General features: G+C 66.1%; 14 protein-coding genes, 1 tRNA gene and 1 pseudogene. 6 read left to right on the top strand and 10 right to left on the bottom strand.

Annotated features, from left to right (window positions below):
• Positions 1-28 precede the first annotated feature (28 nt).
• The 3 genes from AC3QLZ_RS05660 to AC3QLZ_RS05650 all read right to left on the bottom strand — a co-directional run bounded on the left by AC3QLZ_RS05660 (position 29) and on the right by AC3QLZ_RS05650 (position 4,447).
• Complete coding sequence (locus AC3QLZ_RS05660) at positions 29-2,668, bottom strand: EAL domain-containing protein (protein WP_014238344.1); 2,640 nt, start codon at positions 2,666-2,668, stop codon at positions 29-31.
• Positions 2,665-3,672: a response regulator gene (locus AC3QLZ_RS05655; protein WP_492783463.1), complete on the bottom strand. Its 1,008-nt coding sequence runs from the start codon at positions 3,670-3,672 to the stop codon at positions 2,665-2,667. The genes AC3QLZ_RS05660 and AC3QLZ_RS05655 overlap by 4 nt, the downstream gene beginning before the upstream one ends.
• A 166-nt stretch (positions 3,673-3,838) precedes the next feature.
• Complete coding sequence (locus AC3QLZ_RS05650) at positions 3,839-4,447, bottom strand: glutathione S-transferase (protein ID WP_014238342.1); 609 nt, start codon at positions 4,445-4,447, stop codon at positions 3,839-3,841.
• Positions 4,448-4,652: 205 nt separating this feature from the next.
• Here AC3QLZ_RS05650 and purB point away from each other — a divergent pair, with 205 nt between their 5' ends.
• From purB to AC3QLZ_RS05630, 4 genes and pseudogenes are all read left to right on the top strand, one after another.
• Positions 4,653-6,020 carry an adenylosuccinate lyase gene (gene purB / locus AC3QLZ_RS05645; RefSeq protein ID WP_014238341.1) on the top strand — a complete coding sequence of 456 codons (1,368 nt, stop codon included), beginning with the start codon at positions 4,653-4,655 and terminating at the stop codon, positions 6,018-6,020.
• Positions 6,021-6,051: 31 nt separating this feature from the next.
• Complete coding sequence (locus AC3QLZ_RS05640; RefSeq protein ID WP_152089589.1) at positions 6,052-6,282, top strand: hypothetical protein; 231 nt, start codon at positions 6,052-6,054, stop codon at positions 6,280-6,282.
• A gap of 36 nt (positions 6,283-6,318) precedes the next feature.
• Positions 6,319-6,636, top strand: coding sequence for a DUF2322 family protein (locus AC3QLZ_RS05635; protein ID WP_014238339.1), 318 nt, complete (start codon positions 6,319-6,321; stop codon positions 6,634-6,636).
• A 242-nt stretch (positions 6,637-6,878) separates the two neighbouring features.
• Positions 6,879-7,348: pseudogene (locus tag AC3QLZ_RS05630) on the top strand (c-type cytochrome).
• A gap of 102 nt (positions 7,349-7,450) precedes the next feature.
• On the opposite strand, the gene AC3QLZ_RS05625 reads toward AC3QLZ_RS05630, so the two are convergent.
• The 6 genes from AC3QLZ_RS05625 to queA all read right to left on the bottom strand — a co-directional run bounded on the left by AC3QLZ_RS05625 (position 7,451) and on the right by queA (position 13,907).
• Positions 7,451-8,167 carry a cytochrome b/b6 domain-containing protein gene (locus tag AC3QLZ_RS05625; protein ID WP_014238337.1) on the bottom strand — a complete coding sequence of 239 codons (717 nt, stop codon included), beginning with the start codon at positions 8,165-8,167 and terminating at the stop codon, positions 7,451-7,453.
• 123 nt (positions 8,168-8,290) lie between these two features.
• A complete protein-coding gene (gene secF / locus AC3QLZ_RS05620; RefSeq protein WP_014238336.1) occupies positions 8,291-9,238 on the bottom strand; it encodes a protein translocase subunit SecF in 948 nt (315 codons plus the stop codon).
• A gap of 23 nt (positions 9,239-9,261) precedes the next feature.
• A complete protein-coding gene (gene secD / locus AC3QLZ_RS05615; protein WP_014238335.1) occupies positions 9,262-11,130 on the bottom strand; it encodes a protein translocase subunit SecD in 1,869 nt (622 codons plus the stop codon).
• 61 nt (positions 11,131-11,191) lie between these two features.
• The gene (yajC, locus tag AC3QLZ_RS05610) at positions 11,192-11,521 is read right to left on the bottom strand and encodes a preprotein translocase subunit YajC (protein WP_014238334.1); all 330 of its coding nucleotides are present in this window, start codon (positions 11,519-11,521) and stop codon (positions 11,192-11,194) included.
• Between the two features lie 92 nt (positions 11,522-11,613).
• Positions 11,614-12,738 (bottom strand): tRNA guanosine(34) transglycosylase Tgt, encoded by a 1,125-nt coding sequence (gene tgt / locus AC3QLZ_RS05605; RefSeq protein WP_014238333.1) that lies wholly within the window; start codon positions 12,736-12,738, stop codon positions 11,614-11,616.
• Positions 12,739-12,872: 134 nt separating this feature from the next.
• Complete coding sequence (queA, locus tag AC3QLZ_RS05600) at positions 12,873-13,907, bottom strand: tRNA preQ1(34) S-adenosylmethionine ribosyltransferase-isomerase QueA (protein ID WP_152089588.1); 1,035 nt, start codon at positions 13,905-13,907, stop codon at positions 12,873-12,875.
• 132 nt (positions 13,908-14,039) lie between these two features.
• On the opposite strand from queA, the gene AC3QLZ_RS05595 reads away from it, so the two are divergent.
• A tRNA-Leu gene (locus AC3QLZ_RS05595) sits at positions 14,040-14,126 on the top strand.
• A 153-nt stretch (positions 14,127-14,279) separates the two neighbouring features.
• Positions 14,280-15,200 carry a 1,4-dihydroxy-2-naphthoate polyprenyltransferase gene (locus tag AC3QLZ_RS05590; RefSeq protein ID WP_014238331.1) on the top strand — a complete coding sequence of 307 codons (921 nt, stop codon included), beginning with the start codon at positions 14,280-14,282 and terminating at the stop codon, positions 15,198-15,200.
• Positions 15,201-15,206: 6 nt separating this feature from the next.
• On the opposite strand, the gene cobA is transcribed toward AC3QLZ_RS05590, so the two are convergent.
• Positions 15,207-16,004, bottom strand: a complete 798-nt coding sequence (gene cobA / locus AC3QLZ_RS05585) for a uroporphyrinogen-III C-methyltransferase (RefSeq protein ID WP_152089587.1) — start codon at positions 16,002-16,004, stop codon at positions 15,207-15,209.
• Positions 16,005-16,223: the final 219 nt, after the last annotated feature.

The raw sequence follows: 16,223 nt of genomic DNA, 5'->3' as shown, positions 1-16,223 counted from the left end.
CAGGCACGGCCGGCTTTCCCAGCCGGCCTCAGTGCTCCGGCGCGGCGCCGTCGGCGGGCGGCGGTTTGCGCATTTCGTACTGGCGGAAGGCGTCCCGGATGGTTTCCAGCAGTTCGCCGTCGTCCCAGGGCTTGGTCAGGAACTTGAACAGTTCGCCCCGGTTCACCGCACTGGTGACGGCCTTCAGGTCGGTGTAGCCGGAAAGGATGATGCGCATGGTGTCCGGGTACATGGCCCGCACCTTGCCCAGGAATTCGGCACCGTCCATCTCCGGCATGCGGGCGTCGGAAATGATGACCCCGACGTCGTGGCCGGCCAGGATGTCCAGGCCCTCCTTGCCGCTGTTGGCGGTGAGGATGACGTAGCCTTCGCGGCGGAAAAGGCGTTTCAGGGCCGAGAGAATCCCCGGTTCGTCGTCCACCAGCAGCAGGGTGCGTCCGGGCACCTTGGACTCGGGCTGGAACTCCAGCTTGCGGCCCTGGCGCAGCATGGCCTCGAATTCGTCGGCGGGCAGGGCCGGGCTGAAGAAGTAGCCCTGCATTTCGTCGCAATTGCGGGCCCGCAGGAAATTGAGCTGGGCCTCCGTCTCCACCCCTTCGGCAATGGCCAGCAGCTTCAGGCTGTGGGCCAGGGAAATGATGGCCAGGGCGATGGAGGCGCTGTCGGGATCGTGGGTGATGTCGCGGACGAAGGTCTGGTCGATTTTCAGCCGGTCGATGGCGAAGCGCTTGAGGTAGCTGAGGGAGGAGAAGCCGGTGCCGAAGTCGTCGATGGAGAGGGCGATGGAGAGGCCCTTGAGCTTTTCCGTGGCGCGGATGAAGGCCTCGGCGTCGGCCATGACGGCGCTCTCCGTCAGCTCCAGTTCCAGGTAGTTGGGGGCCAGCCCGGTGTCGTGCAGGATGCGGGCGGCCAGCTCCACCACATCCTGGGCGGCGAACTGGCGGGCGGACAGATTCACCGCCACGGGAATCTTGGGCAGGCCCGCGTCCTGCCAGGCCTTGTTCTGGCTGCAGGCGGTGCGCAGCACCCATTCGCCGAGGGGCACGATGAGGCCGGTTTCCTCCGCCAGGGCGATGAAGGAGCCGGGCATGACCAGGCCCTTCTCCGGGTCCTGCCAGCGCACCAGGGCTTCGGCGCCGATGATGGCGCCGTTGCGCAGGTTCACCTGGGGCTGGTAGTACACCACCAGCTCGCCCTGGTCGATGGCCCGGCGCAGGCCGTTTTCCAGGTCCAGGCGCTCCAGGGAGCGCTGGTTCATTTCCGCCGTGTAGAACTGGAAGCGGTTGCCGCCCTTGGTCTTGGCCTTGTACATGGCGGCATCCGCGTTGCGCAGCAGTTCCTCGCCGTTGTCGCCATCCTTGGGAAAGGTGGCGATGCCGATACTGCCGGACAGGAAAAACTCCCGCTCCGCCACGTGGAAGGGATTGGCCAGGGCCTTCAGGATGGGCTGGGCGAAGGCGCTGGACTGCTCGGCCGTGGCCACCTCCACCACCAGCACGAACTCGTCCCCTTCGAGGCGGGCCAGGGTATCCATCTTGCGCACCTGGCGCCCCAGGCGCTGGGCCACTTCCCGCAGCACCTGGTCGCCGGCGGCCCGGCCCAGGGTGTCGTTGATGCTCTTGAAGCGGTCCAGGTTGAGGGTGAGGACGGCGATGTTCATGCCGCTGCGGCGGCACACCTCGATATTGTGGTTGAGGCGGTCGTAGAGCAGGTTGCGGTTGGGCAGGTCCGTCAGTTCGTCGTAGTTGGAGTGGCGCTCCAGCTGTTCCAGGTAGCGTTTGCGGTCCCGGATGTCGCGCAGGGTGGTGACGGCGCCGATGATCCTGCCGTCCTCGACGATGGGGGTGTGGGAGCACTCCAGGGGCAGGGGCGTGCCGTCCCGGTGCCAGAGGGTGCTTTCCCGGTCCCGGATGGTGATGCCGGAGTGCAGGCACAGGTGCATGGGGCAGTCTTCGACGGCGTAGTGGCTGCCGTCGATGTGGGAGTGGTGCAGCATGCGGTGGGAGTCCTGGCCGAGCAGTTCCTCCTCGGTGTAGCCCAGCAGGGCCGTGGCGGCCGGGTTGATGAAATTGATGCGCCCCTCCACGTCCACGCCGAAGATGCCTTCGCTGGCGGAGGAAAGGATCAGCTGCCGCATGCGGTTGAGACGGGCCTCGTTGCGCTGCCCCTGTTCCTGGATGGCCAGGTTTTCCGCCACCCGGCGCTGCACCTCCGCCTCCAGGGAGGCGTTCTGCCGGCGCAGCTGGTCCTGGGCCAGCTTCAGGTCCAGCTGGGTGCGGATGCGTCCCAGCAGGATGGCCGGGCGGATGGGCTTGGCGATGTAATCCACGGCCCCCAGGGCCAGGCCCCGCTCCTCGTCCTCGTCCGCATCCAGGGCCGTGACGAAGATCACCGGAATGTGCCGGGTGGCCGGATTGGCCCGCAGCTCGGCCAGGGTTTCGTAGCCATCCATCTCCGGCATCATGATGTCGAGCAGGATCAGGTCCGGCACCGGGGTGCTGTTGGCCACCTTCAGGGCCCGCTGGCCGCTGTTGGCGATGCGCACGTTGTAGTGGGGATTGAGCAGCTCGCCGATGACGGTGAGGTTTTCCTTGGTGTCGTCCACCACCAGGACGGTTTCCTGGTGCAGGGGGGCGCCCCCCGCCTCGGGCAGGTCGTTTTCAATCATCCTGGGAAGACTCCGGAAGCCGCCGGCTCCGCCTCCGGCCGCATGAATGCCGCCAGCCAGCGGTTTTCCAGCTGCAGACGATGCTGGGCCAGGGCGAGGGCGATGTTGGCCTTCAGTTCGAAGTCGCTCCAGGGCTTTTCGACGAAGGCGAAGATGTGGGCCTGCTGGATGGCCTGGGCCAGTTCGGCCTCGCCGATCTGGCCGCTGATGAGGATGCGGCTGCAGTCCGGCTGGCGGGCGGCAAAGCGCTGCAGCAGTTCGATCCCGTTCATCTCCGGCATGCGGTAGTCGGCGATGATGCAGGAAAAGGCGACCCGCTCCGCCATCTGCAGGGCGTAGGCGGGGGATGGGGTGATCTGGACGCTGATGTGGTCCTCCGCCAGGGTCCGGCGGCGGGGCTGGCCGTGCTGTTCGGCCAGGATGGCGGCGAAGAGGCCGTCGGACTTGCTGTGGTGGGTGAGCACCCGGGCCAGGCTGTTGAGCACGCCCATGTCGTCGTCCACGATCAGCAGCTGTTCCACCGCCGCCGGTTCCGGCAGCAGTTCCGACAGCTGGCGTTGGCGCGCCGCTTTGGCCAGGCGCCGGTTTTCGGCCAGGGTCTCGGCGTAGTCGATGGCCTGGGCGAGGGCGGCCTGCAGCATGTAGGCCGGCCAGGGCTTGGCGATGAACCGGTAGATGTGGGTTTCATTGACCATGCGCACCAGGCTGTCCATGTCGGTCTGGCCGCTCAGGACCAGGCGGGGACAGTCCGGCTGGATGGCCGCCAGGGCCTTGAGGAATTCCAGGCCGTCCATGCCCGGCATGCGGAAGTCGCTGATGACGGCGTCGAAGGTCTGCCGCTCGGCGGCCACCAGGGCCTGGCGCGGGTCGGTGAAACCGGCCACGGTGAAGGCATAGCGGCCCAGGCGGCGGCCCTTGAGCTCCCGCTCCACGGCATGGAGGATGCTCAGTTCGTCGTCCACCACCAGAATGTGGCGGGTGGGATGATCGTGCCCATATTCCATGCCAGCCTCCTGCCTCTGCCTGCATTGACCCCGGTGTCCCGGCGATAGTCCCTACTCTACCGAAAAACCGTCCCCTTTCGCCCTAGGATAATGCCGGGGGCAAGAAAAAAGGCTGCCCGCGGGCAGCCTTTTTCGGGGAGGCGCAATGGCCGCCGAGCCCTGGCGTTCAGTCGTGGGGCAGGGTGTCGCTGAAGGCGGGGCGCTGCATCAGCTTCTCGTGGATGCGGGCCAGGCCCGGATAGGCCGGCCGCCATTCGATGTCGGCAAAGCGGAAGTCCAGGTAGCCCAGGGCGACGCCCACGGCGATGTCCGCCAGGGAGAAGTGGGTGCCCATACACCAGGGGTTCTCGCCCAGTTCCTTGGCCATGTAGTCCAGGGTGCGCTGGATCTTTTCCCGTTGCCGGGCGATGGTGGCTCCATCCTGCTTCTGCTTCGGCCGCTTGCCTTCGAGGAAGGTGGCCACCGCCGCTTCCAGCAGGCCGTCGGCCAGGGCCTCCCAGCGCTTCACTTCCATGCGTTCCCGGTTGGGGGCGGGCATCAGCTTGTTGTTGGGGGTGACGTTGTCCAGGTATTCGACGATGACCCGGGAATCGAACAGGGGCGTGCCGTCGTCCAGCAGCAGGACGGGAATCTTGCCCAGGGGGTTGTGCTCCGGAACGCGGCTTTCCGGCGTCCACGGCGACTCGATTTCGAACTCGGCCTCGATCTTCTTTTCCGCCAGGACCACCCGTACCTTGCGCACGAAGGGGCTGGTGTAGGAACCGATCAGTTTCATGAGCTTCTCGTTGTCTGTATGCGTGTTTTCGACCGGGCAGGCCCGGCCGGATGGGGAGGCAAAGTATAACACCCCGGACCACCGTCCCCTGCCAAGCAAGTCACGTACGCCATGCCGTGCTGGTTCGGGGACGGCAATTCCGGTTTGCCCAGACCTTTGCCCGGCGGGTAAAATTCCGCTCTTGGCTCAACAGGATACCCATTCCATGTCTCTTCACGCTCTCACCGCCCTTTCCCCCCTGGACGGCCGCTATGCCGGCAAGGTGGATGCCCTGCGTCCCCAGTTCTCTGAGTACGGCCTGATCCGCCGCCGCCTCCAGGTGGAAATCGAATGGCTCAAGGCCCTGGCGGCTGAACCCCATTTCGCCGAAATCCCCGCCTTCTCCGCCGCCACCGTGGCCGAGCTGGATGCCCTGGTGGCCGGTTTCGGCCCCGAACAGGCCGCCGAGGTGAAGGCCATCGAGGCCACCACCAACCACGACGTGAAGGCCCTGGAATACTGGATCAAGGACAAGACCAAGGCCAACGCCGAAGTCACCAAGGTCACCGAATTCATCCACTTCGCCTGCACCTCCGAAGACATCAACAACCTCTCCCACGCCCTCATGCTCAAGGCCGCCCGGGACGAGGTGATGCTGCCCTCCCTGGACAAGGTCATTGGCCGCCTGCGCGACCTGGCCCATGAACTGGCCGAGGTGCCCATGATGAGCCGCACCCACGGCCAGCCCGCCACGCCTTCCACCATGGGCAAGGAACTGGCCAACGCCGTCTATCGCCTCAACCGGGCCCGCGTCCGCATCGCCGAAGTCGGCCTGCTGGGCAAGATCAACGGTGCCGTCGGCAACTACAACGCCCACCTGGCCGCCTACCCCGGCTTCGACTGGGAAGGCTTCGCCAAGCGCTTCGTCGAGAGCCTGGGCCTGGAATTCAACCCCTACACCATCCAGATCGAGCCCCATGACGCCATGGCCGAACTGTATGACGCCTTCGCCCGCACCAACACCATCCTCATCGACCTGGACCGGGACGTCTGGGGCTACATCTCCCTGGGCTTCTTCAAGCAGAAGGTGAAGGCCGGCGAAGTGGGTTCCTCCACCATGCCGCACAAGGTCAATCCCATCGACTTCGAGAACTCCGAAGGCAACCTGGGCCTGGCCAACGCCGTCTTGAAGCACCTCTCCGAGAAGCTGCCCATTTCCCGCTGGCAGCGCGACCTGACCGACTCCACCGTGCTGCGCAACATGGGCGTCGGCCTCGGCTACGCCCTGCTCGGCTACGATTCCCTGCTGCGCGGCCTGAACAAGCTGGAAGTGAATTCCCAGGCCATGCACGACGACCTCAACGCCAACTGGGAACTGCTGGCCGAGCCGATCCAGACCGTGATGCGCCGCTACGCCGTGCCCCAGGCCTACGAGAAGCTCAAGGAACTGACCCGGGGCACCCGCGTCACCCGCGAAGGCATGCAGACCTTCGTGCAGTCCCTGGAAATCCCGGAAGCCGCCAAGGCCGAACTGCTCAAGCTGACGCCCTGGGACTACACCGGCAAGGCTGCCGAACTGGCCAAGCGCATCTAAGCCCATGCGCTGCCCCCGCTGCGATCAGCCCATGGAGGACCGTCGGAGCGACCTCTGCCCCGACTGTCTTGAAGCCCGGCAGAAGGCCATGGTCCGGGGCGCCCGCCAGGGCGGCCTGGCCGGCCTGTTGCTGGGCCTGCTGCTGGCCGGCCTGCTGCTCGGCGCCTACGGGCCCGAGCGGGGCATCAAGGCCATCGCCTTCGGCATCGCCTCGGCCTGCGCCATCACCGGCGTGCTGTTCGGCATGCTGCGCCGGCGCTGATTTTTTTCTCCCAAGAACCACAACCAGAGTTTCCCCATGAGCTTTGCTGAAAATCTGAAGAAGCTGCCGGGCATTTCCCACCTGGCCGCCATCAACCTGCTCGATGCCGAAGGCAATACCGTCGCCACCATCGAGAACAAGCCGGGCAGCGCCGGTTCCGTCGCCGTCTACAACCACCTGGCCCAGACCTACGGCGCCATCACGCCCCAGGCCGCGCTGAAGGGCATCGAGATCTATGCCGAGCACAGCGAGGATGCCAAGCTGCATCCGGGCAAGCATCCCAATATCGACCGCCTGATCCAGCTGGCGGCCGAGGGCAAGACCCTGCGCGCCAAGCACGTCTTTGCCGTGTAAAAGTTGTAAAAATCCGGTGGAAAAGGGCGGCTGCGGCCGCCTTTTTTCTTGCTCCCAGCCCGGCTGGCAGCCGCATCTGCGGCCGTTTCCAGGCTGTTGCTCCGGTCTTGTCCGGTGGGTGCCGTACATTGACGCCGGCTGATATGCCATTGCCTTGAGTCGTATAATTGCCCGTCGTTGCGCCGCGCCTTGCGGTGCCACCGTCAGCCTTTCCATTCAAACCACAACACGAGAGAAATGCCATGAAGAAACTGCCCAAGCTCCTGCTCGCCCTTTCCGCCCTGGCCGTGGCCGCCGGCGCTTCCGCCCAGGTCAAGCCTGAAGACGCCATCAAGTACCGCAAGGCCGGCTACTCCTACATGTCCTGGAACATGGGCAAGATCAAGGAGCAGACCATCGACAACCCGGCTGCCTACAACAAGGACCAGGTCCTGGCCGCTGCCCGCACCATCGCCGCCATCGCCACTCCGGCATGGGCGCCCTCTACGTGCCCGGCTCCGACAAGGACGCCGGCGGCCAGAAGACCCGGGTCAAGCCCGAGTTCTTCCAGCAGCAGGAGGAAGTGGGCAAGATCGCCCGCGCCTTCAATGCCGAAGCCAACAAGCTGGCCGAAGTGGCTGCCGGCGGCGACGTGAACGCCATCAAGGCCCAGTTCGGCAAGACCGGCGAGACCTGCAAGTCCTGCCACGACAAGTTCCGCATGAAGGACTGAGGTCCTTGCGCCCGGCAGGCGACCCTGGCGTCGTCCTGTCCGGAGCGTGCAGGCAAAGAAAAGGCCGCCCGTGGGCGGCCTTTTCTTTGGGGGACTCGACGCTTACCAGCTGGGCGTGGCCGGTGCCGATGCCGGCGGCGGGGGCGGCGGTGCGATCCAGACGCCGGAAGCGCCCCAGACGGCCAGGGCCGCCAGGGCCAGGGCGACGATGAAGGCCACCAGGCCGCCGCCCTGGGCATGGGCGGTGGCGGGCACGGCGGGCTGTGCTGCCGGCAGCTCCTTCCAGCCGGTGAGCATGGGCTTGACCAGGTTGTCCTTCTTCACCCGGGCGTAGAAGACGATGGCGCCCACGTGCACCAGCACCAGGGCCAGGATCAGGGGAAAGGCGCCCTTGTGCAGGCCGGAGAGGGTGTCGGAGAGATCCTTGCCCACCAGGTCCATGAGGGGGCCGCGGAAGGCGATGTCGTCGTTGGCGAAGAGGCCGGATACCACCTGGAACAGCAGCAGGGCCAGCAGGGCCAGGACGGAGAGGGCGCCCAGGGGATTGTGGCCCAGGCCCTGCCAGCGGCCCTGCAGATAGGCCTTGATGGCGCCGGGGCCGGGCACGAACTGGCTGAAGCGGGCGTAGGTGGAACCGGCTACGCCCCACACCAGACGGAACACCAGCAGGCCGACGATGGCCAGGCCCAGCTTGCCGTGAACGAAGATGGCGTTGCCGCCGACCTGGCCGGTGACCACGGCGCCCAGCACCAGGGCGGCCAGCAGCCAGTGGAAGAGGCGGGTGGGCAGGTCCCACACCTTGATTTTCTGCGTGCTCACGAGTGTTTCTCCCTCATGCAAGTAAAACGGGCCGCCCGCGGTGGCAGGCGACCCGTCGAATTGTAGCCCCTGCCGCAGGGGCGGGGCTGTGGCCGAATGTAACCGGCCGTTGCTGATCCAGACTCAGACGCAGGCGCCGTCGTCGCTGACGTTGGGGTCCTTGGCCTTGGGGGCCTTGATGAACTGCTCCCGGGACACCCCCAGCCACATCACCAGGGGGCTGGCCACCAGCACCGAGGAGTAGATGCCGAAGAGGATGCCGATGGTCAGGGCCATGGCGAAGTAGTGCAGGGTCTCGCCGCCGAACACCAGCATGGACAGCACCATCATCTGGGTGGAGCCGTGGGTGATGATGGTGCGGGAGATGGTGCTGGTGATGGCGTGGTCCAGCACCTGGGGCGTGGTCATGCCGCGGGCCTTGCGGAAGGTTTCCCGCACCCGGTCGAAGACCACCACGGATTCGTTCACCGAGTAGCCCAGCACCGCCAGCACCGCCGCCAGCACCGAGAGGGAGAATTCCCACTGGAAGAAGGCGAAGAAGCCCAGGATGATGATGACGTCGTGCAGGTTGGCGATGATGGCCGACACCGAGAAGCGCCATTCGAAGCGGAAGGCCAGGTAGATGACGATGCCGATGATCACCACCAGCAGGGCCATGGCGCCGTTCTCGGCCAGTTCCTTGCCCACCTGGGGGCCGACGAACTCGACCCGGCGCAGGGAGGCGGAAGCGTCCTCGGCGGAGAGGGCGGCCATGACGGACTCGCCCAGCTTGGCCGTGTTCTGCTCGGACTTCAGGGGCAGGCGGATCAGCACGTCCTGGGAGGAGCCGAAGTTCTGCACCGAGTAGTCGGAGAAGCCGGACTTGCCCAGGGCGCCGCGGATTTTCTCCAGGTCGGCGGCCTGGCTGTAGCTGACCTCGATCAGGGTGCCGCCGGTGAATTCCACCGACAGGTGCAGGCCCCGGGTGGCGAGGAAGAACACGGCCAGGAGGAAGGTGACCAACGAAATGACGTTGAACACCAGCGCATGGCGCATGAAGGGGATGTCCTTGCGGATCTTGAAAAATTCCATGTTGAGTATCCCTTGCTAGGCGCTTACTTGGCGCTGTCCAGGCCGGGCTTCCAGACCTGGCCGATGGAGACCTTGTCCAGCTTCTTGCGGCGACCGTAGATGAGGTTGACCAGGGCCCGGGAGACCACCACGGAACTGAACATGGAGGTCAGGATGCCCAGGCAGTGCACCACGGCGAAGCCCCGGATGGGGCCGGAGCCGAAGGCCAGCAGGGCAACGCCGGCGATCAGGGTGGTGACGTTGGAGTCCAGGATGGTGCCGAAGGCCCGCTCGTAACCGGCAGAGATGGCCGCCTGGGGACTGGCGCCGTTGCGCAGTTCTTCCCGCACCCGTTCGTTGATCAGCACGTTGGAGTCGATGGCCATACCCAGGGTCAGGGCGATGGCGGCGATGCCCGGCAGGGTCAGGGTGGCCTGCATGAGGGACAGCAGGGCCACCAGGAACATCAGGTTGGCTGCCAGGGCCAGGGTGGAGATGAGGCCGAACATGAGGTAGTAGCACATCATGAAGGCGGCAATGGCGAGGAAGCCCCACAGGGTGGAGTGGAAGCCCTTGCTGATGTTGTCGGCGCCGAGGGAGGGGCCGATGGTGCGCTCTTCGACGATGTCCATGGGCGCCGCCAGGGAACCGGCCCGCAGCAGCAGGGCGGTGTCGTTGGCTTCCATGGTGCTCATCTTGCCGCTGATCTGGACCCGGCCGCCGCCGATTTCGGTGCGGATCACCGGGGCGGTGACCACTTCGCCCTTGCCCTTTTCAATGAGCAGGATGGCCATGCGCTTGCCCACGTTCTCCCGGGTGATGTCCTTGAAGATGCGGGCGCCGGCGGAATCCAGGGTCAGGTGCACCGCCGGTTCGTGGGTCTGGCCGTCGAAGCCGGGCTGGGCGTCGGTGAGGCGGTCGCCGGTCAGCACCACCTGCTTCTTCACCAGCAGGGGCGAGCCGCCCCGTTCGCTGTAAAGCTCGGTGCCGAAGGGTGCCTGGCCGGCCATGGCCGCTTCCAGGGCGCCCGGGGTGTCGTCCACCATGCGGATTTCCAGGGTGGCGGTGCGGCCCAGGATGTCCTTGGCCTTGGCCGTGTCCTGCACGCCGGGCAGCTGCACCACGATGCGGTCGGCGCCCTGCTGCTGGATCACCGGCTCGGCCACGCCCAGCTCGTTGATCCGGTTGTGCAGGGTGGTGATGTTCTGCTTCAGGGCGAAGTCCTGGATGCGCTTGACCGCCGTGGGCTTCAAGCTGGCGGTGAGTTTCAGGTCGGAGCCGTCCTGGCCGTCCACGAAGGTCAGGTCGGGCTGGTTGTCTTCCAGCACGATGCGGGCCTTGGTGCGGGTGTCGGCGTCGCGGAACTTGACCACCACCGCATTGCCTTCCCGGTTGATGCCGGCGTGGCGCAGGTTCTTGTCCCGCAGCAGGGTGCGCAGGTCGGCCGACATGGAGTCCAGGCGCTTGGTCAGCGCGCCGGCCATGTCCACCTGCAGCAGGAAGTGCACGCCGCCCCGCAGGTCCAGGCCCAGGTACATGGGCAGGGCGCCCAGGTTGGAGAGCCACTTGGGGGAGGAGGAGAGCAGGTTCAGGGCGACCACGTACTGGGCGTCCTGGGGATTCGGGTTGAAGGTCTTTTCCAGCAGGTCCTTGACCTTGAGCTGGGTGTCGGTGTCCTTGAAGCGGGTCTTGACGCCGTTGCTGTCGAGGAAGATGCCGTCGTGGCTGATGCCGGCGCCCTGCAGGGCGGCTTCGACGCGGGACAGCAGCTGGGCATCGGTCTTCAGGGTGGCGCGGGCCGGGGAAAGCTGGACGGCCGGGGCTTCACCGAAGAAATTGGGCAGGGTGTAGAGGAAACCGATCACCAGTGCGACGACGACGGTGATGTATTTCCAGAGCGGATAGCGGTTCATGGGCGGTTCCTGGGGGACCGAAAAAGGCAAGGGGCCGGACGAATCCGGCCCCGGGGATGACTTACAGGGACTTCAGGGTTCCCTTGGGCAGCAGCACCCCGATGGCGGGTTTCTGCACCACGACTTCGGTGTTGGGGGCGATTTCCAGATGGACGTAAGCGTCGCCGATCTTGGAGACGCGGCCCACCATGCCGCCCTGGGTGACCACTTCGTCACCCTTCTGCAGGGCGTCCACCATGGCCTTGTGTTCCTTGGCCTTCTTCATCTGGGGGCGGATCATGAGGAACCACAACACCACGAACATCAGGATGATGGGCAGGAATTGCATCAGGCCCCCGGTGGGGTCGGCAGCCTGGCCTGCGGCCTGGGCGTGAGCGGCGCTAATCAGCACGGTTTTACTCCTTGATTGCTTCGAAATTTGAACGGGGCATTGTACCACCGAGCCATGACGCGGATGCCCGGTGGCGGACCTACGGTGCGGCTTTAGCCGGCCGCCGGGCTGGCACCCCGGGAACGGTCCCGATGGAAGTTCTCCATATGGGGCTGCAGGCGCCCTTCTTCAATAGCGGCGCGCAATTCGGCCATCAGCACCTGGTAGTAGTGCAGGTTGTGGATGGTGTTGAGCATGGAGCCAAGGATTTCCCCGGCGCGGAACAGGTGGTGCAGGTAGGCCCGGCTGAAGTTGCGGCAGGTGTAGCAGTCGCAGGACGGGTCCAGGGGGCCGGTGTCCTGGCGGTGGATGGCGTTCTTGATCTTGAGGTCGCCGTAGCGGGTGAACAGGTGGCCGTTGCGGGCGTTGCGGGTGGGCATGACGCAGTCGAACATGTCGATGCCCTGGCTCACCGCATGCACCAGGTCTTCCGGCGTGCCCACGCCCATCAGGTAGCGGGGCTTGTGGGCGGGCAGTTTCGGTGCGGTGTGGGCCAGGATGCGGGCCATGTCTTCCTTGGGCTCGCCCACGGAAAGGCCGCCGATGGCCATGCCGTCGAAGCCCATTTCATCCAGGCCGGCCAGGGATTCGTCGCGCAGGGTCTCGTACATGCCGCCCTGGACGATGCCGAAAAGGGCGTTGCCGTTGCCCAGGCGACGGTGCTCGTCGATGGAGCGCTGGGCCCAGCGCAGGGAGAGGCGCATGGACTTGGCCGCCTCGTCCACGGTGGCCGGGTAGGGCGTGCATTCGTCGAAGATCATGACGATGTCCGAGTTCAGCGTGTGCTGGATGCGCATGGATTCTTCCGGCGTCAGGAACAGCTTGGCGCCGTCGATGGGGGAGGAGAACTTCACCCCTTCCTCGGTGATCTTGCGCAGGGCCCCCAGGGAGAAGACCTGGAAGCCGCCCGAATCGGTGAGGATGGGCTTGTTCCAGCCCATGAAGTCGTGCAGGCCGCCGTGGGCCTTGATTACTTCCAGGCCCGGGCGCAGCCACAGGTGGAAGGTGTTGCCGAGGCAGATCTGGGCGCCGATGTCGTGCAGGGACTGGGGCGTCATGGCCTTGACCGTGCCGTAGGTGCCCACCGGCATGAACACCGGGGTCTGCACCGTGCCGTGGGCCAGGGTCAGGGTGCCGCGACGGGCCTGGCCGTCGGTCTTGAGAAGTTCGAACTGCATGGACGTATTCCTAAAAGCGTTTTTGCCACAGAGGACACAGAGATCACAGAGTAAAACCGGCTGCCGCCAGTTGCGGCAGGGGATGGGTCTGGTCTTTCTCTCTGTGCTCTCTGTGTCCTCTGTGGCTTATTGAATCAATGTTCTTCCCGCTCCAGCAGCATGGCGTCGCCGTAGCTGAAAAAGCGGTATTTTTCTGCCACTGCGTGGGCGTAGGCGGCGCGGATGGGGTCCAGGCCGGCGAAGGCGGAGACCAGCATGAGCAGGGTGGAGCGGGGCAGGTGGAAATTGGTGATGAGCCGGTCCACCACCTGGAAGCGGTAGCCCGGAGTGATGAAAATGTCCGTCTCGCCGCTGCCGGCACGTACCAGGCCGTTGCCGCAGGCGGCCGATTCCAGGGTGCGCAGGGAGGTGGTGCCCACCGCCACCACCCTGCCGCCCCGTTCCCGGGTGGCAGCGATGGCCGCGGCGGTTTCTTCCGGCACGTGGAAGCGCTCGCTGTGCATCTTGTGCTCGTCGATCTTTTCCACGCGCACCGGCTGGAAGGTGCCTGCCCCCACATGCAGCGTCAGCGCGGCTCGGCGGACACCCTGCCCGGAGAGCCGCTCCAGCATTGCCTCATCGAAGTGCAGTCCGGCGGTGGGCGCTGCCACGGCGCCCGGGTGGCGGGCATAGACGGTCTGGTAGCGGGCCTCATCCTCCGCCTCCACCCCGTGCTCGATATAGGGCGGCAGGGGCAGGCGGCCGTACTGTTCGGCCAGGTCCCACAGATTGCCTTCGCCCTCCAGTTCGAGGGCGAAGAACTCGCCCTGGCGGCCGCTGCACACCAGGCTGAAGGCGTTTTCCAGGGTGATGCGGGTGCCGGCCTTGGGCGACTTGCTGGCCCGCACCTGGGCCAGGGCGTGGTGCTCGTCCACGATGCGCTCCAGCAGCACTTCCACCTGGCCGCCGGAGTCCTTCTGGCCGAAGAAGCGGGCCTTGATCACTCGGGTATCGTTGAACACCAGCAGGTCGCCGGGGGCCAGCAGGCCGGGCAGGTCAGTGAAGCGCAGGTCGGCCAGGTGGGGGCCGTCCACGTGCAGCAGGCGGCTGGCGCTGCGTTCCCTGGCCGGATGCTGGGCGATCAGTTCGGGCGGCAGGGGAAAGTCGAAAAGGTCGACGGAAAGGCTCATGGTCTTGCGGCTTTGGCGGTGGTGCCCGGAGCAGGCGGCGGGTGTCCTCGTCCGGCTTGTGGGGGCGTCGTGAATCGGTGATAATGCGCCCCTCGCGCAGTAGTGCCCGCCAGCTCTGGCCGGGCGTCCCGGGCCGGGATGGCGGAATCGGTAGACGCAGCGGATTCAAAATCCGCCGCTGGTAACAGTGTGAGGGTTCGAGTCCCTCTCCCGGCACCAAATACACCCACCCCGTGGGGCGGTTTTTGCAAAGGCCGCATTCTCTCACAGTCTTCGTTCCGGGATAAATTCGGCACCTTTTGATCTGGCCATGCGCCGTTTTGCCGCGCTGTGGTTAGACTGTGGCCTGTTTTTCCCTTACGCCCGTTACCCATGAACGCTTCCACACTCGCCAGCCTCTCCCGTCCCACACCCGGGCAGGCCTGGTGGCTCGCCCTGCGGCCCCGCACCCTGCCGGTGGCGGCGGCCCCGGTGCTGTCCACCTGCGCCCTGGCCTGGTCGGAAACGGGCCAGCTGCGCTGGCTGGTGGCCCTGGTGACCCTGGCGGCGGCCCTGCTGATCCAGATCGGCACCAACCTGCTCAACGACGTGGGCGACTTCGAGCGCGGCACGGACACGCCGGACCGCCTGGGCCCGCCCCGGGCCACGGCCATGGGCTGGCTCAGCGCCGCCCAGGTCAAGCGGGGCGGCTTCCTGGCCCTGGGCGGCGCCTTCCTGCTGGGCATCTATCTGGTGGGGCAGGGCGGCTGGCCCATCGTCTTGCTCGGCCTGGCTTCCCTGTTCTGCGGCTGGGCCTACACCGGCGGCCCCAAACCCATTGCCTACGGGCCTTTCGGCGAGGTCTTCGTGTGGCTGTTCTTCGGTCTGGGGGCGGTGCTCGGCACCTACTACCTGCAGACCGGCGGCCTCAGCCGGGCCGCCCTGGCCCTGGCCAACATGTCCGGCCTGTTCGCGGCGGCGGTGATCGTGGTGAACAACACCCGGGACCGGGCCGGGGATGCCCGGGCCGGCAAGCGGACCCTGGCGGTGCGCCTGGGCCTGACGGGATGCCGGGTGGAATACGGGCTGTTGATGCTGGCGCCCTTCGTTTTGCTGGGCTGGCTGGCCGCCTCCGGCCACCATCTGGCCGCCGGCCTGCCCCTGCTGGCGCTGCCGCCGGCCCTGCTGCTGGTGGTGCGCTTCGCCCGGGCGACGCCGGGTACCGGCCATAACCTGCTGCTCGGCCGCACCGCCCAGTTGCAGCTGCTGTTCTCCTTCCTGCTGCTCCTGGGCTGTCTCTTTCGACCCGGCTGATCCGGCTTAGACCGTCTCGGCTGCGGCCTGGGGTTCGAACCAGCTGAGCTGGGGCTGCAGCTGCAGCACGCCGCCGACGAAAATCAGGGCCGGCGTGGTGATGCCCGCTTCCTGCACCTTCGCTTCCAGAGTGGCCAGATCGGCCACCACCACCCGCTGCTGGCGGGTGGTGCCCTGTTGCACCACGCCAGCCGGGGTCTGCGGGGAGAGGCCGTGGGCGATCATCTGCCGGCTGATTTCTCCCAGGCCGGCAATTCCCATGTAGAAAACCACGGTCTGCTTGGGCCGGGCCAGGGCCTGCCAGTCCAGATTGACCGTGCCGTCCTTCAGGTGGCCGGTGGCGAACACCAGCACCTGGGCGTGGTCCCGGTGGGTCAGGGGGAAGCCGGCGTAAGCGGCGCAGCCGGCCGCCGCGGTGACGCCGGGCACCACCTGGAAGGGCACGCCGTGGCGGGCCAAGATCTCCAGCTCCTCGCCGCCGCGGCCGAAAATGAAGGGGTCGCCGCCCTTGAGGCGGACCACACAGCGGTATTTCTGGGCCAGCTGTACCAGCAGGTGGTTGATGTCGTCCTGGGGCAGGGTGTGTTTCGAGGCTTCCTTGCCGGCGTAGATGATCTCGGCGTCGGGCCGGGCCAGGTCCAGGATGCCGTCGCCAATGAGGTGGTCGTAGACCAGCACGTCGGCCTGGGCAATCAGGCGGGCGGCGCGTACCGTCAGCAGGTCGGGGTCGCCAGGGCCGCCGCCGACGAGATAGACGGTGCCGGGCAGGGCAGGGTGGGTGCGGTTCGGATCGGGCATGAGCATTATTTTTTCTCGTTTGGCAAAAGGCAGCATAGCCGGGCTGGCCGTCGGCCTTCAATCCCTTTTGGGGGTGTTTCGGCCTAGGCACCACTCTAGTGAATATCCCTACTTTTTGAAGTTGATTCGCATCAAGGATTTGGACAAGTCACCGGGCGCAATCTTTCGCCATCCCCGGATGCTGTGTCGGGGGTAACGGTTTGCTGATAATTCCTATTGAGGAGA

Source organism: Azospira sp. MPR-LB4, assembly GCF_058809525.1.
The sequence above is the reverse complement of the archived record's forward strand: the minus strand, read 5'-3'. Positions and strand labels throughout refer to the sequence as shown.